Annotated in this window: 20 protein-coding genes and 1 other RNA gene; 11 read left to right on the top strand and 10 right to left on the bottom strand. The window is 51.3% G+C overall.

Annotated elements, in window-relative coordinates:
- Nucleotides 1–9: 9 nt before the first annotated feature.
- The gene (locus CWI84_RS04300; RefSeq protein ID WP_241968726.1) at nt 10–102 is read right to left on the bottom strand and encodes a COG4705 family protein; all 93 of its coding nucleotides are present in this window, start codon (nt 100–102) and stop codon (nt 10–12) included.
- Between the two features lie 704 nt (nt 103–806).
- Here CWI84_RS04300 and CWI84_RS04295 point away from each other — a divergent pair.
- The 4 genes from CWI84_RS04295 to CWI84_RS04280 all read left to right on the top strand — a co-directional run bounded on the left by CWI84_RS04295 (nt 807) and on the right by CWI84_RS04280 (nt 2324).
- Nucleotides 807–1091: a helix-turn-helix domain-containing protein gene (locus CWI84_RS04295; protein WP_126841343.1), complete on the top strand. Its 285-nt coding sequence runs from the start codon at nt 807–809 to the stop codon at nt 1089–1091.
- Nucleotides 1092–1096: 5 nt separating this feature from the next.
- Nucleotides 1097–1285, top strand: coding sequence for a hypothetical protein (locus CWI84_RS04290; protein ID WP_126841342.1), 189 nt, complete (start codon nt 1097–1099; stop codon nt 1283–1285).
- Nucleotides 1286–1538: 253 nt separating this feature from the next.
- Nucleotides 1539–1796, top strand: coding sequence for a hypothetical protein (locus CWI84_RS04285; RefSeq protein WP_126841341.1), 258 nt, complete (start codon nt 1539–1541; stop codon nt 1794–1796).
- 3 nt (nt 1797–1799) lie between these two features.
- The gene (locus tag CWI84_RS04280; RefSeq protein WP_126841340.1) at nt 1800–2324 is read left to right on the top strand and encodes a DNA-binding protein; all 525 of its coding nucleotides are present in this window, start codon (nt 1800–1802) and stop codon (nt 2322–2324) included.
- 113 nt (nt 2325–2437) lie between these two features.
- Here the strand turns inward: CWI84_RS04280 and gcvP are convergent, their stop codons facing one another.
- The 3 genes from gcvP to gcvT all read right to left on the bottom strand — a co-directional run bounded on the left by gcvP (nt 2438) and on the right by gcvT (nt 6973).
- Complete coding sequence (gene gcvP, locus CWI84_RS04275; RefSeq protein ID WP_126841339.1) at nt 2438–5326, bottom strand: aminomethyl-transferring glycine dehydrogenase; 2889 nt, start codon at nt 5324–5326, stop codon at nt 2438–2440.
- A gap of 112 nt (nt 5327–5438) precedes the next feature.
- Nucleotides 5439–5828: a glycine cleavage system protein GcvH gene (gene gcvH / locus CWI84_RS04270; protein WP_126841338.1), complete on the bottom strand. Its 390-nt coding sequence runs from the start codon at nt 5826–5828 to the stop codon at nt 5439–5441.
- Nucleotides 5829–5893: 65 nt separating this feature from the next.
- Nucleotides 5894–6973 (bottom strand): glycine cleavage system aminomethyltransferase GcvT, encoded by a 1080-nt coding sequence (gene gcvT / locus CWI84_RS04265; protein ID WP_126841337.1) that lies wholly within the window; start codon nt 6971–6973, stop codon nt 5894–5896.
- Nucleotides 6974–7111: 138 nt separating this feature from the next.
- Between gcvT and CWI84_RS04260 the strand changes: the two genes are divergently transcribed.
- Entirely contained in the window at nt 7112–7945 is an 834-nt protein-coding gene (locus CWI84_RS04260) for a LysR family transcriptional regulator (RefSeq protein WP_126841336.1), read from the top strand.
- Between the two features lie 19 nt (nt 7946–7964).
- On the opposite strand, the gene CWI84_RS04255 is transcribed toward CWI84_RS04260, so the two are convergent.
- From CWI84_RS04255 to CWI84_RS04240, 4 genes are read right to left on the bottom strand one after another with little or no spacing between them, the layout of a single operon-like run.
- Entirely contained in the window at nt 7965–9128 is a 1164-nt protein-coding gene (locus CWI84_RS04255) for an FAD-dependent oxidoreductase (RefSeq protein WP_126841335.1), read from the bottom strand.
- On the bottom strand, nt 9125–10288 hold the full coding sequence (ubiH, locus tag CWI84_RS04250; protein ID WP_126841334.1) for a 2-octaprenyl-6-methoxyphenyl hydroxylase: 1164 nt from the start codon (nt 10286–10288) through the stop codon (nt 9125–9127). Before ubiH ends, CWI84_RS04255 begins: the two co-directional genes overlap by 4 nt.
- Nucleotides 10264–11586, bottom strand: a complete 1323-nt coding sequence (pepP, locus tag CWI84_RS04245) for a Xaa-Pro aminopeptidase (protein WP_126841333.1) — start codon at nt 11584–11586, stop codon at nt 10264–10266. The genes ubiH and pepP overlap by 25 nt, the downstream gene beginning before the upstream one ends.
- A gap of 12 nt (nt 11587–11598) precedes the next feature.
- Nucleotides 11599–12174: a UPF0149 family protein gene (locus CWI84_RS04240; protein ID WP_126841332.1), complete on the bottom strand. Its 576-nt coding sequence runs from the start codon at nt 12172–12174 to the stop codon at nt 11599–11601.
- A 179-nt stretch (nt 12175–12353) separates the two neighbouring features.
- Between CWI84_RS04240 and CWI84_RS04235 the strand changes: the two genes are divergently transcribed.
- The 6 genes from CWI84_RS04235 (at nt 12354) to serA (ending at nt 16735) form a co-directional block, all read left to right on the top strand.
- Nucleotides 12354–12662, top strand: a complete 309-nt coding sequence (locus CWI84_RS04235; protein ID WP_126841331.1) for a cell division protein ZapA — start codon at nt 12354–12356, stop codon at nt 12660–12662.
- A 9-nt stretch (nt 12663–12671) separates the two neighbouring features.
- Nucleotides 12672–12857: non-coding RNA, 6S RNA (gene ssrS / locus CWI84_RS04230), on the top strand.
- 24 nt (nt 12858–12881) lie between these two features.
- Complete coding sequence (locus CWI84_RS04225) at nt 12882–14174, top strand: M24 family metallopeptidase (protein ID WP_126841330.1); 1293 nt, start codon at nt 12882–12884, stop codon at nt 14172–14174.
- Nucleotides 14171–14767, top strand: coding sequence for a 5-formyltetrahydrofolate cyclo-ligase (locus CWI84_RS04220; protein ID WP_126841329.1), 597 nt, complete (start codon nt 14171–14173; stop codon nt 14765–14767). Before CWI84_RS04225 ends, CWI84_RS04220 begins: the two co-directional genes overlap by 4 nt.
- Before the next feature lie 64 nt (nt 14768–14831).
- Nucleotides 14832–15503 (top strand): ribose-5-phosphate isomerase RpiA, encoded by a 672-nt coding sequence (gene rpiA / locus CWI84_RS04215; protein ID WP_126841328.1) that lies wholly within the window; start codon nt 14832–14834, stop codon nt 15501–15503.
- A gap of 2 nt (nt 15504–15505) precedes the next feature.
- On the top strand, nt 15506–16735 hold the full coding sequence (gene serA, locus CWI84_RS04210; RefSeq protein ID WP_126841327.1) for a phosphoglycerate dehydrogenase: 1230 nt from the start codon (nt 15506–15508) through the stop codon (nt 16733–16735).
- A 21-nt stretch (nt 16736–16756) separates the two neighbouring features.
- On the opposite strand, the gene phoU is transcribed toward serA, so the two are convergent.
- Together phoU and pstB are read right to left on the bottom strand one after the other, a co-directional pair.
- Complete coding sequence (gene phoU, locus CWI84_RS04205; protein ID WP_126841326.1) at nt 16757–17479, bottom strand: phosphate signaling complex protein PhoU; 723 nt, start codon at nt 17477–17479, stop codon at nt 16757–16759.
- 11 nt (nt 17480–17490) lie between these two features.
- The gene (pstB, locus tag CWI84_RS04200; RefSeq protein ID WP_126841325.1) at nt 17491–18309 is read right to left on the bottom strand and encodes a phosphate ABC transporter ATP-binding protein PstB; all 819 of its coding nucleotides are present in this window, start codon (nt 18307–18309) and stop codon (nt 17491–17493) included.
- Between the last annotated feature and the right edge of the window lie 43 nt (nt 18310–18352).

The raw sequence follows: 18352 nt of genomic DNA, 5'->3' as shown, positions 1-18352 counted from the left end.
TGCGGGCGCTCAGGTACTCAGCAAATAGCCCAACCCTAATGACATTGACAGCGCATCGCCCGCGGTTTCACCTAAGGTCGTAGCGAGTATTTTAATGACCACCAAATGGCTTTAAAGCCCCGCTGCTGAAGCGCAAACGGCGCCATTCCCAATGGCCAATACCTCTATTCATACGTCAACCAGTGGGTTGCACCAGGAGGAAACAAGCTATGCCTCTAGTCTCTGTGTATTCTTAGCAAGCTTATATAGCTAATGAGAGCTGCCAGAAGCAACCAAAATAATACAATAGACAACCAAACCACAGGCGATGCCTGACTCACACCCCACTCGTTAAAAGTTATCTGACTTTCGGTAAAAAATGACGCCATTCCAACATACTGAAGTGGGATGCTTGCCCACAACAATGCAGTAAAAGTGATCGGGAAAATATCTAGCTTAAGGAAGCCCATAAGCAGCATCAGTAATGGCGGAAGGTTTAAAAAGATGCCGATTTTTACTGTTCTTGAAAAAAGTTTTCCCACGAACTCGTCCTGTTAAAAATAACGTACTAGAACGATATGGAGTAAACGAAGAGTTGTAAACCTCTATTACGTTTCAATGACCCTTTCGCTAGATACAACAAGGATCAACTATGACGTTAAGTTCGCAATCGATGCGAACAAGGCGCCGATACTCGAATCCCTCCCTCACCACAAAAACAACATAAATATTGTATTCTATAAATAAAACAACAAGTATGTTGTTAAATATTTATAAAACAATTTTTTAGTTGTATAGTATACAAAAAACAACAGATAGGTTGTTCAATGAAAACACTACACGAACTCAGTGAGCTATTAGTCAGAGAACGCAAAAAACGCGATCTATCGCAAAAAGACATGCGGATGCTTATCGGCATGTCTCAGCAACAGTACCAAAGGGTTGAAGCTGGCCAAGATTTAAAAGTGTCGACTTTATTGCGCATTCTCGCTGGGCTAGGACTAGAACTATCTATTTCCGACCCATTGGCTACGGATACAGCGCCTCCACGTTCAGCGAATGTCGACGCGGAGAATATTTGGGCTAACAAACACAAGCACCTCGAGGACTAGGCACTATGACTGCAAAACGTATCGAGCGCGTAGAAGGCCTAGCCCTGAGTATTAACAACCAAGAGATTGGTGTCTTAGCACATTATTCTGGCGGCAAGAATATTTTAGTATTCTCTCCTGATTATATCGCCCTACCCAGCAATAAACGCCATACGTTCACCGTATCTCAATTAGTCGATGTCACCTGCAATTGAAACACTACGAGCTGGTGCAAGAAACCACTGGTTGTTGCTGAGAAATATGGCCAGTAATGACCAGTGACTTCGCTCAATACCTACCCTTCGAAAGTCTCTTAAATAACTGTGCGCAGGATATTTGAGAGCTATCGTGTTATTTACCAGTTCAAGGGAGTCAGCGTAGCACTATCGCTCCATCATTTTCACTTACAAATAGTTGTCAATTGACAACCTCTTCCTATCTAACTACACTTCGGCAGAGGATTTCCCCATGCGCAGAAAGAAACACGCAAAGAAGGACGTTGAGAAAGCACTTTGCTATGCAGAGGCTCATGGCTGGAAAATTGAAGTGGTTGGCGGTCATGCTTGGGGCAAACTGTATTGTCCTTTTAATGACAAAGCCTGCCGATGTGGTGAGTTTTGTATTTCTAGCATTTGGAGCACACCGCGAAATGCAGTCAATCACGCTAAACAAATTAAAAAAATTGTTGATAACTGTGCGGCTCGGAAGAATGATTCTACGGAGTAATTTATGAAAGCATTTGAGTTTACGGTAAAATTTTCCCTCCCAAATTCCACTCAGGATCCGCAAGACTATATTGAGGCGCTCGCAGAAGCGGGCTGTGACGATGCAATGATTGGAATTGGCGAAAAAGGCCGGGTCGCACTGCAATTTACTCGCGAAGCTCACGATGCATTTTCCGCTGTCACTTCAGCAATAGAAGATGCGATACGTGCTATCCCGGGTGCCAAATTAGTAGAATCAACACCTGATTTAGTGGGTTTAACCGACATCGCTGAACTAATAGGGGTTAGTCGCCAGTATTTACGCAAGTTAGAGATAACAAAAGCAAATTTCCCGCAACCCGTGCACTGCGGTAAAGTCTCGCTTTGGCACCTATCTAGCTTTTTACAATGGTATGAGGTGGCTCAACAAAGGCATGTAGATAAAACGGTTAAGGACATTGCCTCAGTTAACATGCAAATAAATATTGCAAAGGAATGGTCTCAGTTAGATCGTGATGCCCAGTCAAAAGTTTCTTCGTTAACGTTCTAGCCCGCAGTGAATAAGCAACGAACAACAAAAAACCCGCCGGATGGCGGGTTTTCGCTTTTTTAAGATTTGTGCGTGACCTGCCGCGGTAGCGGCAGGCTACGAGCCGTAGGCGGCTAGTCGCGGTAGCTGTCTACTGCGGGGCATGAGCACATTAGGTTGCGGTCGCCGAATACGTCGTCGATGCGGTTCACGGTTGGCCAGAATTTATCTTCGGCTACCGCGGCAACTGGGTAGGTTGCGGTACGACGGTCATAAGGGCGGTCCCATTCTGGGTCTGTGATGTCCGCTAGGGTATGCGGTGCATTCACCAGTGGGTTGTTATCCGCTGGCCATTCGCCATTTGCCACTTTATCGGCTTCGGCTTTAATGCTCACCATCGCTTCAATAAAGCGGTCTAGCTCGGCTTTCGATTCCGACTCAGTTGGTTCAACCATCAACGTACCCGCTACTGGGAAGCTCATGGTCGGTGAGTGGAAACCGTAGTCTTGCAAACGCTTAGCAACATCAATTTCAGCAATGCCAGCCGCTTCTTTTAACGGGCGCAAGTCAATAATACATTCGTGCGCGACACGGTCGTTACGGCCTTTGTACAGAATCGGATAATGCGCGCTTAGCTTTTTAGCCACATAGTTCGCGTTCATAATTGCCGTTTCTGAGGCTTCGCGCAGTCCGCGGCCGCCCATCATCGCAATGTACATCCACGAAATCGGCAAAATGCTCGCACTACCGAATGGTGCCGCTGATACTGCGCCATTGTCGGCACCGGTATCGTCGATTTTTACCAAGCTGTGGTTGGGTAAGAATGGCGCTAAGTGCGACTTCACACCAATCGGTCCCATACCTGGACCGCCGCCGCCGTGCGGAATACAGAAGGTTTTGTGCAAGTTCAGGTGCGACACATCCGAGCCAATATAACCCGGCGAGGTAATCCCTACCTGCGCGTTCATGTTAGCCCCGTCCATGTAAACTTGGCCGCCGTATTCGTGGACTAAATCACAGATGGCTTTAATGCCTTCTTCGTACACACCGTGGGTCGACGGGTACGTCACCATGATGCACGACAAGTTATCGCCCGCCGCTTCGGCTTTGGCTTTCAGGTCGTTCATGTCAACGTTGCCGTTCTTGTCGCAATCAACCACCACCACTTTCATGTTCATCATTTGCGCTGACGCTGGGTTGGTACCGTGCGCAGAGCTTGGGATCAAGCAGATGTTACGGTGGGAATCGCCCCGGCTTTCGTGGTATTTCTGAATGGCTAATAAGCCGGCGTACTCGCCTTGCGCGCCAGAGTTTGGCTGCATCGACAAGTTGTCGTAACCGGTAATATCAATCAGCCACTCTGCTAGGCTGCCGATCATTTCGGCGTAACCTTGGGCTTGGTCTTTCGGGCAGAATGGGTGCAACTGCGCAAACTCTGGCCAGGTCACTGGAATCATTTCTGCGGTGGCATTCAACTTCATGGTGCACGAGCCCAATGAGATCATGCTGTGGTTCAATGCCAAGTCTTTGTTTTCCAGCTTTTTGATGTAGCGCAGCATCTCAGTTTCTGAGTGGTACTGGTTAAACACTGGGTGAGTCAGGAATTCTGATTCACGCACCAGCTCTGCCGGAATGGATTCGATATCGCCAGAGGCTACGCGGCTATCAAGCACGTCCACGTCTAGGCCGTGGTTGTCGCCTAAAATTACGTTAAATAAGGTTTCTACATCGGCGCGGGTTTTCGCTTCGTCCATGCTAATGCCAAAGGTGCCTTGGCTATCTTGGCGCAGGTTTAGTTGCGCAGCTTTAGCACGTGCCAACACTTCTGCGGCGTTATCGACGCTGAAGGTCAGGGTATCGAACCAATGGCTGTTTTCTAGCGTCACGCCACTGTCTTTTAAGCCCAACGCTACGATATCGGTTAGCCGGTGAATGCGGTTAGCAATGCGCTTCAAGCCTTGTGGACCGTGATACACGGCGTAGAACGATGCCATGTTGGCAAGCAATACCTGAGCGGTACAGATGTTCGAGTTGGCTTTTTCGCGGCGGATGTGTTGCTCACGGGTCTGCATCGCCATCCGCAGAGCGTTTTCGCCGCGGGTGTCTTTCGATACACCTATAATACGGCCAGGCAACGACCGTTTGAATTTATCGCGAGTAGCGAAGAACGCGGCGTGTGGACCACCATAGCCCATCGGTACACCAAAGCGCTGAGCGTTACCGAACACCATGTCGGCGCCCATTTCACCCGGGGACTTCAACATCACCAAGCTCATTAAATCAGAAGCTACCGCAACAATCGCGTTTTTGTCTTTTAATTCGCCAATTAATTGCTCGATGTTGTGCAACTGACCAGTCTTGTCTGGGTACTGCAACAATGCGCCAAATACGTCGTGGTCAGCGGCTTCACGCGCTGGGCCAACGATAATGTCAAAACCAAAATACTCGGCACGGGTTTTCACCACGTCGATGGTTTGTGGGTACACGTTATCGGCAATAAAGAAGGCATTGGCTTTCTTGTTCTTGCTCACCCGTTTTGCCATCGCCATCGCTTCTGCAGCGGCCGTGGCTTCATCCAACAACGACGCACTGGCTAAGTCTAAACCGGTAAGGTCCATGGTCATTTGTTGGAAGTTTAGCAAGGCTTCTAAACGGCCTTGGGCAATCTCTGGTTGGTACGGCGTATACGCGGTATACCAGCCTGGGTTTTCCAATACGTTACGCAAAATCACGTGCGGCGTCAGGGTATCGTAATAACCCATGCCAATGTACGACGTGAATACTTGGTTTTTCTTGGCAATGGCTTTTAATTGCGCCAATGCTTCCACTTCGGTTTTCGGCTCGCCAACCTGCAGGAAAGGTTCACGTAAAATCGAACCTGGCACTGTATCTGCGGTTAATGCCTCCAATGAATCCACGCCTAACTCTTTTAGCATTTCTGCTGTTTCGTCGGCGCTTGGCCCAATGTGGCGGCCAATAAATTCATCATGCTGTTCAAGTTGCGTTAAAGTGGTACTGGTCATTTACCTCGGCCCCGTACTAATAGAATGTGGTGCGTAAACCTTGTTGCGTAAACAAAGAACCCCGAGCGCTTATCCCGGGGTCCTTGTTGCATCCTTGCATGTTTGAAGCGGCTTAGTCTTCGTCGACAACCGCTTGATAACCTTCGGCGTCTAGCAAGTTTTCGAACTCGCTGGCATCGTCTGCCTTAATGCGGAATAACCAACCATCACCGTAAGGGTCGTTGTTCACGGTTTCAGGCGCATCTTCCAAATCTTCGTTAATGGCAACAACTTCGCCCGTCATTGGTGCATAGATGTCAGACGCGGCTTTTACTGACTCTGCAACGGCAACGTCATCACCAGCATCTACTTTGTCGCCAACATCTGGCAATTCAACAAATACCATGTCGCCCAACAAGTCTTGCGCGTGCTCACTAATACCTACGGTAAAAGTGCCATCGCCTTCGTTACGGACCCACTCGTGGGTTGATGCGTATTTTAAGTCAGCAGGAATCGTGCTCATGGTTATATCCTTCTGTACCAGCCTTAGCTGGCGGTTAGTATCAAATAAAGCGTTGTAACTGCCAGTTATAGCACTGACTGGCCGTTACGAACAAAACTTGGCTTAACGACTTTCACTGTAACCAATTTCTTGCGCATTTCCACCTCAGCAGTTTCACCCACTGTGGCTGGAACGCGTGCCATCGCTACCGAGAAGCCTAGCGTTGGCGAAAACGAGCCCGATGTAATCAGCCCTTCTCCGCCTTCAACAATCACTTTTTGCCCATGGCGTAATACGCCTTTCTCTTCCATGACCAAGCCTACTAGCTTGTCATGGCCTTCGGCTTTTTTCTGCTCGAGCGCTTGGCGACCAATAAAGTCACGGTCGGCTGGTTCGAACGCCACGCTCCAGCCCATGTTGGCTTCCAACGGTGTGACGGTTTCGTCCATGTCTTGGCCGTACAAGTTCATGCCAGCTTCTAAACGCAAGGTGTCACGGGCGCCTAAACCACAAGGCGCTACGCCCGCGTCCAGCAATGCATCCCAGAACCCTACAATAGCGTCGGCAGGCACAATAATTTCATAACCTTTCTCACCGGTGTATCCGGTGGTGGCGATAAATAAATCGCCCACTTGGCGGCCAACAAATGGCTTCATGCCATCAATTTCGGCGAATTGCTCGGCGGTTAATACCTGTTGCAATTTTTCCGCCGCATTCGGACCTTGCACGGCTACCATGGCTAAATCGTCACGTTCGCTAATGGTGACCGTGAACTTCTCCGCCACGCTGTTAATCCAGCTCAAGTCCTTTTCGCGGGTCGCTGAGTTCACCACCAAGCGGTAACTGTTTTCGTTAAAATGGTAGACGATCAAATCGTCGATCACGCCACCTTTTTCATTCAGCATGCTGGTGTATTGCGCTTTACCTTCGGTTTTAAGCTTAGCCACGTCATTCGCCAACAAATAACGCAAAAATGCTTGCGCTTGTTCGCCCTGGGCATCCACGATAGTCATGTGCGATACATCAAAAACCCCCACGTCACGGCGTACCGCGTGGTGCTCTTCGATTTGCGAACCATAGTTCAACGGCATATCCCAACCGTGAAAATCGACCATCTTCGCGCCCGCTTTTACGTGCGCATCATACAGTGGAGTTTTGCTTCCCATGACTCACCTCATACTGAAAATTAGGCGCCGATTTTACAACCCGCGCGGGTCAGCAACAAATGAATAATACTTATACTGCTATTTATTTTTTTAATAGTATAATTGCTAGCATTGAACATTATTATAACGGGGAAGCCCATGAAACAGCTCTCCATGGATGCTTTACGCGCCTTTGTTAGCGTTGTCGACCTGCAAAGCTTCACCGCCGCAGGGCAGCAACTTGGACGGTCACAGCCCGCCATCAGCCTGCAGCTACAACGCTTAGATGAACAACTCGGGGTAAAATTACTGCACCGCCAAGGTGGTCGTATTCAACTAACAGGCCCCGGTAGCCACCTGTACCAATATGCGCAGCAAATGCTAGCGCTCAATGACCAAGCCTTCGCCCATTTTCAACAAGCCGGACTCAGCGGCCAAGCAAGGCTGGGGATACCGAGTGAGTTTGCCAACAGCGTTTTGCCAAAACTGCTCGGCCAGTTTGCAGGGGTTCACCCGCAAATCAGTTTAGAAGTAACTTCAGCACTCAGCCGTTCGTTGCTGGCCGACCTCGAGAAATACTACGACGTGATCATCGCCCTGCGCGAGCGCCACGACAACCGCCAAGATGAACTGCTGCGCCAAGACCCGCTTATCTGGGTCGGCGAACCGCCAAGCGATAGTCAAGCCAGCATCCCATTAGTGGTGGCGCCGGAGGGCTGTATCTATCGCCACCGTGCCACTACCGCGCTAAAACAACAAGGCCGCAAGTTTCACATTACCTATACTAATGCCGACTTCACCGGCCTCAGCGCAGCGATTCGTAGCGGCCTAGGCATGACCGTACTCGCGGCTAGTACCGTACCGGCGGATCTGTACGCCCGCCAGCAACCGAACTTACCCAGCCTCGGCATGGTCTCCGTGGTGATGCGCAAATCGCCAAAAGCCGATCCCGTAGCCGACCACCTCGCCAACTTCCTCCGCGAACGGATCTAAAGCGTGATAACCACCGCTTTTAGAACCCCAGCGCCCGGCGCATGAATTTTTGTTTGATGCTGGGGAGGTGATTTACGCTGTTGAAGCCGATGCCGCGGAGGGCTTTAATAACGGGGTTGCGGGTGCCGAAGCCGCGTTTGAACGCTTCCATAGCGGTTAGCAGTGACATCGCTGCGGTTTTGCGGCTGCGTTCGTAGGCGCGGAGGCGACGATTCAGCTCGCCTGCTTCATCGGTTAGTGCCGCCACCAGTTGTTTCGCATCGGCTAAGCCGAGGTTTGCCCCCTGTCCAGCCAGTGGGTGAACGCTATGTGCAGCATCGCCGACTAACACCGTGTTACCCTCCACCCAGCGTTTGGCATAGAGCGCGTGCAATGGAAATTGCGCCCGCTCAGACAGCCATTGCGTCGCACCCAAGCGTTGCCCGGTTGCCGCTTGAATGGCATGGCCTAACTGTGAATCGGAGTAACCACTCACTGTCGCGTATTCACCGTTATCTAGGGACCACACAATAGAGCATTGGTGTGGGTCAGCCAGTGGCAGTAACGCTAATGGTCCGCTCGGCAAGAACACTTGATAGCAGCAGCCGTTATGGGGCTTAGCGGTCTCAATAATGCCCACTAGGCCGCGTTGTTCATAGGGCCACTCGATAACCGGCAGGCCGCTTTGTTGGCGTAAACTTGAGCGCGCGCCGTCGGCGCCAATGAGCACGGTAGGGGCGTAGCTGCGGCTCTCGACCTGTAACAGGGCGTTGCCGTCGGCTTGCGGCTGGCGTTCCCAATCGCTGCTATTAATAAATTCTACCCCAGCCTGCTCTGCCTGTTGCCACAACGCCTGCTCTACTCGTACGTTTTCAACAATAGCCCCGAGATCTTGGTAGCGTACACCGTCGGCGGCAAATGCAATCTGGCCAAAACTGTCATGGTCCCACACTTCCATTGCGCTATAAGGACCAATCTCTGCGCTATCCACATGCTGCCAAACAGCAAGGTCAGTCAGCCACTGGCGGCTGGCTATGTTCAGTGCACTCACTCGTAAACGTGTCTTGGGGGTCAATTGTGGCCGATCATGTGGCGCCACCACCACCACCCGTTGGCCTTTTTGCGCTAGCCCTAAGGCTACGCCTAAGCCCACCATACCCGCACCAATTATTAGTGCATCCACTGGAATACTGCGTTGCGTCATACGGCAATTCCCATCGATTGGTCGGCGACACGACTGCGTAACAGCGAGCAGTGTGCTAAGCCAAAGAGTGCAAGATTGCGCCCTACCACGAGCGGCAGGTGTTGGTTAGAAAAGGTGCGCACCAATGTATCGGTAAAGCCGATGATGGCTTTGTAATCTTGTTGCCGTTGCTGCTGGTATGCCGATAACACGTTAAAGGCACCGGGATCGGTTTGCCCCGCGCAGACTTTTGCCAACACTTGTGCATCTCGCACACCCAAGTTAAAGCCTTGCCCTGCAATCGGGTGTAGTGCGTGTGACGCGTTACCAATGAGCACCGCACGGTGGCATACGGAACGTTCTGCCAAACGCAACTGCAGCGGAAACGCTAAGCGTTGCGACACTTTAATAAAACGCCCAGCTCGGTAGCCAAAAGCCTGTTGGGCGCCAGCTAAGAATTGGGCATCAGACCAATGTTTCATTGCTTCGGCATGCTCAGGCGTCACACTCCACACCAACGAGGCTTGGCGTTGAGGCATTGGTAATAACGCCATTGGTCCGGTGTCGGTAAAGCGTTCGTACGCCCACCCCTGCAAATCGTCCGCGAGTTCAAGAGTTGCTATCCAACCAACCTGTTGGTAATCGGTGACCTCGGTGGCAATCGCTAAACTTTCCCGCACTTGCGAACGGTTACCGTCGGCGCCAATGATTAGCGCGGTTTGTAATTGCTCACCGTTAGTTAGGGTTACGCTAACCTGTTGCTGTTGTTGCTCGAGCTTGTCGACGCCAGCGCCACCGCGCCATTCGATCAAAGGCTGTTGTTGGCAGGCTTGGTACAATACTTCGCTCAGCGCAGCAGCGGAAACCACTTCACCCAAAGCGGGTACCTGCGCCTGCTCCGCGTGCAATTCAACGGCGCCTAAGTGGCCGCGATCAGAAATGTGAATATGCTCAATGGCACTGCGCTGTGCCAGCTTTTCCAGTAAACCGAGTTGCTGTAATTGCGCCAAAGTGGCAGCAGCTAAAGCAATGGTGCGTTTATCAGGGCTCGGGCCCTGCTCCCGTGGTTCTAACACGACCGTTGGCAGGCCTTGTTCAGCTAACAATAAGGCACAGAGGGCGCCCACCAAGCCGCCCCCGGCAATACAAATCGGGATTAATTTTGACCCTGTGCTAGCCATGCTTCAATGTCTTCCACCGTTTTTGGCAATGCTGCCGTGAGGTTTTCGTGACCGTTCGCGGTAATTAAAATATCGTCTTCAATACGAATACCGATGTCACGCCATTGCTCTTCCACCTCTGCGTCGGCAGGAATATATAACCCGGGCTCCACGGTCAGTACCATGCCAGCAGCCAACTTCACGTTGCTGCCATTATTGCGGTAGTCACCGCGATCGTGGACATCCAATCCCAGCCAATGGCCAAGGCCATGAATAAAGTATTTGCGCCAGCGTTTTTGCTCATAATTCTGCTGTTCGTCGCCGTCGAGTATACCTAATTGCGTTAGTCCACGGTTGAGCACTTTTGCTGCCGCATCAGTCGCTTGCTGCAAGGTTGCGCCCGGTCTCAGCACCTCAATCGCCGCTAACTGCGCGTCTAATACCCATTGGTATAATTGCCGTTGCGGCTCAGTAAAGCGTCCATTTACTGGAAAGGTTCGGGTGATATCGGCGGCATAGCCTTGGTACTCGCCGCCGGCATCAATCAACAATAAATCACCGTCTTGTAAGCGATCTTTGTTGTCGGTGTAATGCAGTACGCAAGCATTCGCGCCCCCCGCACAAATAGTTCCGTATGCTGGCTGATGCGCACCCTCCATGGCAAATGCATGGTGCAACTCTGCAGCCACTTGGAACTCGTAACGCCCTGGCTTGGCAAATTGCATCGCGCGTTTGAACGCTGCTACCGAAATGTCTGCGGCGCGTCGCATCATTCGTTGCTCACCAGCGGATTTACTGCGCCGCATATTGTGCAGGTAGGGTGCGAGATCTTCCACAATCGGTGGCGCTTGGTAGCCCTGCCGCGCTTTTTCGCGCACACTGTGTAGCCAATAACTCAACTGCAATTCGGGTTGGTCTTCTTCGCCCCGTAAAATCAAAACCCGCTCACTGCCATTCAGCAATTCTGGTAGGTGGCTATCAATGTCGTCTAACGAATACGCCACATCTACGCCCAACTGCTCTACCGCATTTTCGACCCCTAAGCGCAAACCGTGCCACACCTCTACTTGCGGATCTTTATCATGGCAAAATAGTTGCACGGGTTGCTCGGCATCGTTGGCTAACAGCAATAGCGCGTCTGGTTCATTAAAACCCGTTAGGTAGAAAAAGTCGCTGTTTTGCCGGAATGGATACTCGGTATCATTGCTGCGGGTTTTCTCGCTGGCAGCGGCAACTATGGCCACACTGCCCTTGGGTAACTGGCGTAACAGCGCAGCGCGGCGCTGCTGAAATTCTTCTATCGGCAGTTGCTCTAACATAGGCTCCATCGATTAATGTAGGGTTTTGCCCGAGGCTGCAGGTTTGCGAGGGGTTTGTGCCAATTCGGCTGCACACATCATCGCCGACACACGTAAATATTCTAACACCTCGTCGTAAGCCTGCTCGGCTTCTTCGCTGTCCTCGGCTTCAAATTCCAACTTGGCAATTTCGACCATGTCGTCAATTGCCTCTCGTAGGTCTTTAGATAGTGCCGTAAGGTTGGTTTGGTTTATTCCAAACCCGACTAAAAATGATTGTACCCAGGCGACCAACGCCTGCAGGCGTTCATGCAACGGCGCTTTTTCCTCTGGCAGCAACAGTTGAAAACCGAACTCACGGTCGCGCAACCCTGCCGACGTATCCTCTGCCAAATTGCGTAATAATGGCAGCAGGGCACTATCAAAAGCTTGCCCTTCATTGGCAAGGTCGCTCATCAATACCAGCCAATCGTCATCGGTTAACGGTGTTCCTGAGGCCAAAAGCCCGGTCAACATACCGTGAATGTCTGCCGCGCTAGGGTGAACATCGTGCTGTTGCAGTTGTTCACTGAGGCGGTCGTAATTGTATTGCTGTGAATTTGACGCCATCGGGCTGCCACTCTTTTTTGCGCTAAACTGACTTTTATCCTAACACTCGGATAATGCAGACGCTAGCTGACAAGCGCGGTTCGCTCATGTCATAATGATCAAAATCGGATGCATTACAGTAACCTGTTATGGGTGCTGTGTTAGGTACTTTTTACGTCAGTACTAGAAGGATTGCTAACATGTCTGCGCGCACAATGGATATTACTTTGCTGGACCGCAATTACCGCGTGAGTTGTCCACAAGGGCAGGAATCAGCGCTTCAAGAGTCCGTTGATTTGCTGGACGAAAAATTGCGCCAGACGAAAACTGCAACACAGTTGACGAACGTTGAACAAATTGCTGTGATGACAGCATTGAACCTGTGTCACGAATGGATGCAGGAACAACGTGAGCAGTCCGAACGTACCGCGAAATTGGAAGAAAAGATTCAGTTGCTGCAAGCGACCATCGAACAAGCGATGAGCGAGCAACGCAACTCACGCCGATAACCAGTTTGCGGTTCCCTGGGGTGTTCGCCAGCAGGCTTATGTCCCTGAGCCGATGCTTTTTGAAAAAGGGGATCACTGGCCCGTCATGAGCAAGCCCGACACGCATCGGGAAGCCTACGACGGATACCAATTGCTCCCCGCCTTGAACCAGTGGGTTCAAGGGCTACGGCCACGCAGCGGCATCTTGGGGAACCACCAACCTAACAATTGAGTGATAGCATGGACAAACGCGGTTTTTTAAAGCTTGCAGGGCTTGGCCTTGCATCAATGAGTCTGCCGCTTAGCGGCTCTGTTCTTGCGGCGAGTAAGGCACAAGCAAAAACCTCCAGCCTCGACGGCCTAACCGATATTACTGGCTCTGTTGCGCCTATCAGTGCAGCCGAACGGCGCCAGCGCATCGCCAAAGCCCAACAGTTAATGCAGCAATATGATATCGCCGCACTGGTGCTCGAGCCCGGCGCCGCGATGGATTATTTTTCTGGCATTCAGTGGTGGCGCAGTGAACGCCTCACCGCGTTGGTGATCCCGCGCGAGGGTGAGGTTGCAGTGGTCTGCCCCTTCTTCGAAGAGCCCAGCATTCGCGAAACCTTGCAAGTAGGCAGCGATGTTCGCGTTTGGCAAGAGCATGAAAGTCCGTTCCAACGCGTCGTTCAAGTATTAAAAGACCGTGGCATCAATAATGGTCGCATCGGCTTTGAAAGTAGCGTTCGCTATTTTGTCGTCGATGGCATTATGGCCATTGCCAACAACATGACGCATACCCTGGCTGAGCCGGTTACGCTGGGCTGCCGTATGTACAAAACACAGCACGAATTACAGCTCATGCACAAAGCCAGCGAAGTCACGTTGCGCGCCTATGAGTTTGTTTTTAACAACCTCGAAAAAGGCATGACCCAAGCGCATGCCAAGCAACTAATGAATCAGGCGCAGGTCGCATTGGGGGGTAGTAGCCCGTGGTGTTTAGCGTTGTTTAACGAAGCCAGCGCCTATCCGCACGGCACCCACCAACAGCAAACCATTAAAGACGGTTCTATTGTCTTACTCGATAGTGGCTGTGCCGTGCATGGTTATCAATCTGATATCAGCCGAACATTGGTTTATGGCAGCGCGAGTAAACACCAACGTAAGGTTTGGGAAACCGTGCGTAACGGCCAAGATATTGCCTTTAACGCCGCCAAGCTGGGTAAACCGGCGGGAACCGTCGACGATGCTGTGCGCGCCTACTACGAAACCATGGGCTACGGTCCAGATTATCAATTGCCAGGGCTTTCTCACCGCACTGGGCACGGCATCGGCATGGAAGGCCATGAACGTGTGAATTTCGTGCATAACGAAGCCACGCCATTAAAGCCAGGAATGTGCTTCTCGAACGAACCGGGCATTTATATTCCTGGACAGTTTGGCGTGCGCTTAGAAGACTGCCTGTACATGACCGAAAGCGGCCCCAAATGGTTTACCGAGCCGCCAACGTCACTCGATAGCCCACTAGGAAAGCTTGCAGCTAAGCCATGAGTCTGCGCCAGCAATTGCGGCGCGAACTGCAACAACGCCGTGCCGCATTAAGTAAAGCGCAGCAACAACAAGCGGCGGCGCAAGTTTGCCATAGAGCCATGGCGTTTATTGCTGAACAGCAACCACAGCCGGACCAGTATTGTGGTACTTACCACAGCTTGGGAGGCGAGTTGGACACCTCATTGCTGATTGATGCGTTGTGGCAGCAACACATGCCCACCGCATTACCGGTGTTGCATCCACTCAATCCTGGGCAATTACTGTTTCAACATTACGACCCCGAAGTGCCGATGACAAAAAACCGCTACGGTATTGCCGAACCCGCGCTGCATTGTGGGCGCATCATTCCACTCTCGCGGGTCCGTTTTTTGTTTATGCCGCTGGTGGGGTTCGATGCCACGGGTCAGCGTCTGGGCATGGGTGGCGGTTACTACGATCGTACTCTAGCGCACTGGCAACGTGGCGATTATCCCGACCTTATTCCGATTGGCCTAGCCCACGATTGCCAGCGTGTCGATAATATTCCAGCGGAGCATTGGGACATTCCTCTGCCGCATATCATTACCCCCAGCAAACATTGGATTTTTTGCTGATTTTTACCCCCGCTTTCCCGTATACTAAAGTGCATCTTTTCGCCGAAAAAATGAGCCGTCGCTTATGTCTCTTAGTCCGCAAGATGCGCAAAAAAAAGCGGCTGCAGAAGCAGCCCTCGACTTTCTTCAACCCGGTTCTGTGGTCGGTGTCGGTACCGGCTCCACGGTTAACTTCTTTATCGATGCCCTAGCCCAGCGCAAACATCAGTTCGAGGGCGCGGTATCCAGTTCTCAAGCATCCACCGAACGCCTACAGGCACATGGCATCGAAGTGTTTGACCTAAACAACGTTGCGGAACTGCCGGTGTATGTCGACGGAGCGGACGAGATTAACGAACACTTACAAATGGTTAAAGGCGGTGGCGGCGCGCTCACCCGAGAAAAAATCATCGCCGCAGTGGCGGATAAATTTGTGTGTGTCGTTGATGAATCAAAATGGGTCGGTCGTTTAGGCACTTTCCCGGTTCCGGTAGAAGTCATTCCTATGGCGCGATCGTACGTCGCCCGGCAAATCGTTAAGCTCGGTGGTGACCCTGAATGGCGTCAGGGAGTGGTGACCGACAACGGTAACTGGATCCTCGATGTGCATCACTTCGATATCCTTAATGCCGCTGAACTCGAACGCCAGTTGAACCAAATTACTGGCGTCGTTACCAACGGCTTATTCGCCAACCGTAATGCTGATGTCGCCATTGTTGCCACCGCCAATGGCACCGAAACGCGAAAAAGGAAATAACCATGGCTGACTTGTCTTTAGCAAAAGATAAAATTCGCGTACTGCTGCTAGAAGGGGTTCACCCCAGCGCAGTAAAATTATTCGAGCGCCACGGTTACCATCAAATTGAGTACCTAAAAACCTCATTGTCCGATGCCGAACTAAAAGAAAAAATTGCCGATGCCCATATTATCGGCATTCGCTCACGCACGCAGCTTAGCGACGAAGTGTTGGCCTACGCCGATAAGCTGATCGCCATCGGCTGTTTCTGTATTGGCACTAACCAGGTAGAGCTCGATGCGGCGAAAAAGCGCGGTATTGTGGTATTCAACGCGCCATTCTCTAACACCCGTAGCGTTGCCGAGTTAGTCCTCGCCGAAGCCATTATGTTGTTGCGCCGTATTCCACACAAAAATGCTATGGCACACCAAGGCGGCTGGGATAAGTCAGCCACTGGATCGTTTGAAGCCCGTGGCAAGGTACTAGGGATTATTGGTTACGGACACATCGGCAGTCAGCTCAGCGTGTTAGCCGAGCAACTGGGCATGCAAGTTCGCTATTACGATATTGAGGATAAACTGCCGATGGGTAACGCGGTGCCCGTCAGCACCCTAGACGATCTTCTCAGCGAAGCCGATATCGTAACGTTGCACGTGCCGCAAACGCCGCAGACCCACATGATGTTTGGAGCCCGGCAGTTATCCCGAATGAAGCCTGGCAGTGCGCTAATTAACGCCTCCCGGGGCACGGTGGTTGATATCGACGCTTTAGCCGAGGCGCTGAAGTCTGAGCGTTTAAGTGGTGCCGCTATCGATGTATTCCCGCAAGAGCCGAAAGGCAACGACGAAGCCTTCGAATCGCCGTTGCGCGGCCTTACCCAGTGTATTTTAACGCCGCATATCGGTGGTTCTACGCAAGAAGCGCAAGAGAACATCGGTATCGAGGTGGCGGGTAAGTTGGTGCGTTACTCGGATAATGGCTCAACCCTGTCGGCAGTGAACTTCCCTGAGGTTAGCTTGCCTGCGCACACTGATGCTCGGCGACTGTTGCACATTCACCAAAACCGGCCAGGCATGTTGAATGCGATTAACCAAGTGATCAGTGAATCATCGATGAACGTTTCGGGGCAGTATCTGCAAACCGACGAAGCCATCGGTTATGTGGTGATTGATGTGGATAGTCAGGACACTCAAGCAATATTGCAACGCTTGAAAGACATCCCAGGCACGATTCGCGCCCGGGAGTTACTCTAGGCTAACTAGAACAGGCAGGGCTTAGCTGCCCTGCTTACCTTTTACAGTACGCTCAATCGATTCTGCTGATACGTGGCGTACATCTTTGCCTTTGACAAAGAAAATGATGTATTCGGCAATGTTTTGGCAACGGTCACCAATACGCTCTAAAGAACGCGCTGACCAAAGGACGTTCATGATTTTTGGAATTGCCCGTGGGTCTTCCATCATGTAAGTCATTAACTGGCGCGTCAGCGCCTCGTACTGGCGGTCCGCTTGCTCGTCTTGCTGGTGAACCTCATACGCTGCCTCTAAATCCATCCGTGCAAACGCATCCAACACCCGGTGCAACATACCCAGTACTTGCTGGCCTAGGTTTTCTAAGCTTACCAAGAACTGTTGCTGATCGTTGTTAAAGCTCTCTTTTGCGACTTTAGCAATCCGCTCTGCTTCGTCACCAATGCGCTCTAGGTCGGCGATGGTTTTCAAAATCGCGATCACTAGCCGCAAATCACTGGCAGCCGGCTGGCGTTTAGCAATAATTTGCACACAGGCTTCATCAATAGACACCTCTAGCGCGTTTACCTTGTGGTCGCTACTCAACACTTTATCCGCTAGTGGCTCATCAAATGCTTCAACCGCCGACAGCGCATCTTGCAGTTGTTGCTCAACCAGTCCGCCCATACTCAGTACGCGGTTACGAACGGCTTCTAGCTCTTCGTTGAATTTACCTGAAATGTGTTTGCCAACATTAATTTTATCCATTGCGTCCTCGCTTAACCGTAACGACCGGTAATGTAATCTTCCGTCTGCTTCTGAGCCGGCGTGGTGAACAACGCATTGGTGTCTGCGTATTCAATCAATTTACCCATGTACATAAACGCTGTTTGGTCTGAAACCCGCGCCGCTTGTTGCATGTTATGGGTCACAATCACCACTGTGTATTTTTCTTTCAACTCAGTGATCAGCTCTTCGATAGTCAGTGTCGAAATCGGGTCGAGTGCAGAGGTCGGTTCGTCCAACAATAGCACTTCTGGCTCAATCGCAATTGAGCGCGCAATCACCAAACGTTGCTGCTGACCACCAGACAGGCTGAAAGCATTTTCGTTTAAGCGGTCTTTTACTTCGTCCCACAAGGCTGCGCCTTTTAACGAACGCTCTACCGCTTCGTCTAATACACGGCGATCTTTCACGCCCTGCAAGCGCAAGCCATAAACCACGTTCTCGTAAATGGATTTCGGGAACGGATTGGGACGTTGGAACACCATGCCAATGCGACGACGCAACGCCGCTACGTCGACATCGCGCTCGTAGATGTTCTTGTCGTGCAACAAGATCTCACCGTCGATACGGCAGATCTCAACCAGATCGTTCATCCGATTAATGCAACGTAGCAACGTCGACTTACCACAACCTGACGGACCGATGAACGCGGTAACACGGTTCTTTGGAATCTTCATCGAAATATCATGCAAGGCTTGCGCCTCACCGTAGAACAAATCCAAGTTTTTAATTTCTAACGTGGTTTGCTCCTGGGTCAAATTTTCTAAATCCAGTGGCTCTGCACTGCTGTTCGTCGGGTTTACCGAAATCATACTGTTAAACCTTTTGCGCGAGTTGAATGCAACGGTTGGTGTA

It is taken from the genome of Idiomarina tyrosinivorans (genome assembly GCF_003987475.1).
GTDB classification, from domain to species: Bacteria; Pseudomonadota; Gammaproteobacteria; order Enterobacterales; family Alteromonadaceae; genus Idiomarina; species Idiomarina tyrosinivorans.
Note: the sequence above shows the minus strand (reverse complement) of the source record. Positions and strands in the feature narration are given on the sequence as shown.

What these genes read in the sequence shown, in the direction of transcription:
- CWI84_RS04295 (WP_126841343.1), top strand. Translation starts at nt 807, where the DNA reads ATGAAAACACTACACGAACTCAGTGAGCTATTAGTCAGAGAACGCAAA.
- CWI84_RS04290 (WP_126841342.1), top strand. Translation starts at nt 1,097, where the DNA reads ATGACTGCAAAACGTATCGAGCGCGTAGAAGGCCTAGCCCTGAGTATT.
- CWI84_RS04285 (WP_126841341.1), top strand. Translation starts at nt 1,539, where the DNA reads ATGCGCAGAAAGAAACACGCAAAGAAGGACGTTGAGAAAGCACTTTGC.
- CWI84_RS04280 (WP_126841340.1), top strand. Translation starts at nt 1,800, where the DNA reads ATGAAAGCATTTGAGTTTACGGTAAAATTTTCCCTCCCAAATTCCACT.
- gcvP (WP_126841339.1), bottom strand. Translation starts at nt 5,326, where the DNA reads ATGACCAGTACCACTTTAACGCAACTTGAACAGCATGATGAATTTATT.
- gcvH (WP_126841338.1), bottom strand. Translation starts at nt 5,828, where the DNA reads ATGAGCACGATTCCTGCTGACTTAAAATACGCATCAACCCACGAGTGG.
- gcvT (WP_126841337.1), bottom strand. Translation starts at nt 6,973, where the DNA reads ATGGGAAGCAAAACTCCACTGTATGATGCGCACGTAAAAGCGGGCGCG.
- CWI84_RS04260 (WP_126841336.1), top strand. Translation starts at nt 7,112, where the DNA reads ATGAAACAGCTCTCCATGGATGCTTTACGCGCCTTTGTTAGCGTTGTC.
- CWI84_RS04255 (WP_126841335.1), bottom strand. Translation starts at nt 9,128, where the DNA reads ATGACGCAACGCAGTATTCCAGTGGATGCACTAATAATTGGTGCGGGT.
- ubiH (WP_126841334.1), bottom strand. Translation starts at nt 10,288, where the DNA reads ATGGCTAGCACAGGGTCAAAATTAATCCCGATTTGTATTGCCGGGGGC.
- pepP (WP_126841333.1), bottom strand. Translation starts at nt 11,586, where the DNA reads ATGTTAGAGCAACTGCCGATAGAAGAATTTCAGCAGCGCCGCGCTGCG.
- CWI84_RS04240 (WP_126841332.1), bottom strand. Translation starts at nt 12,174, where the DNA reads ATGGCGTCAAATTCACAGCAATACAATTACGACCGCCTCAGTGAACAA.
- CWI84_RS04235 (WP_126841331.1), top strand. Translation starts at nt 12,354, where the DNA reads ATGTCTGCGCGCACAATGGATATTACTTTGCTGGACCGCAATTACCGC.
- CWI84_RS04225 (WP_126841330.1), top strand. Translation starts at nt 12,882, where the DNA reads ATGGACAAACGCGGTTTTTTAAAGCTTGCAGGGCTTGGCCTTGCATCA.
- CWI84_RS04220 (WP_126841329.1), top strand. Translation starts at nt 14,171, where the DNA reads ATGAGTCTGCGCCAGCAATTGCGGCGCGAACTGCAACAACGCCGTGCC.
- rpiA (WP_126841328.1), top strand. Translation starts at nt 14,832, where the DNA reads ATGTCTCTTAGTCCGCAAGATGCGCAAAAAAAAGCGGCTGCAGAAGCA.
- serA (WP_126841327.1), top strand. Translation starts at nt 15,506, where the DNA reads ATGGCTGACTTGTCTTTAGCAAAAGATAAAATTCGCGTACTGCTGCTA.
- phoU (WP_126841326.1), bottom strand. Translation starts at nt 17,479, where the DNA reads ATGGATAAAATTAATGTTGGCAAACACATTTCAGGTAAATTCAACGAA.
- pstB (WP_126841325.1), bottom strand. Translation starts at nt 18,309, where the DNA reads ATGATTTCGGTAAACCCGACGAACAGCAGTGCAGAGCCACTGGATTTA.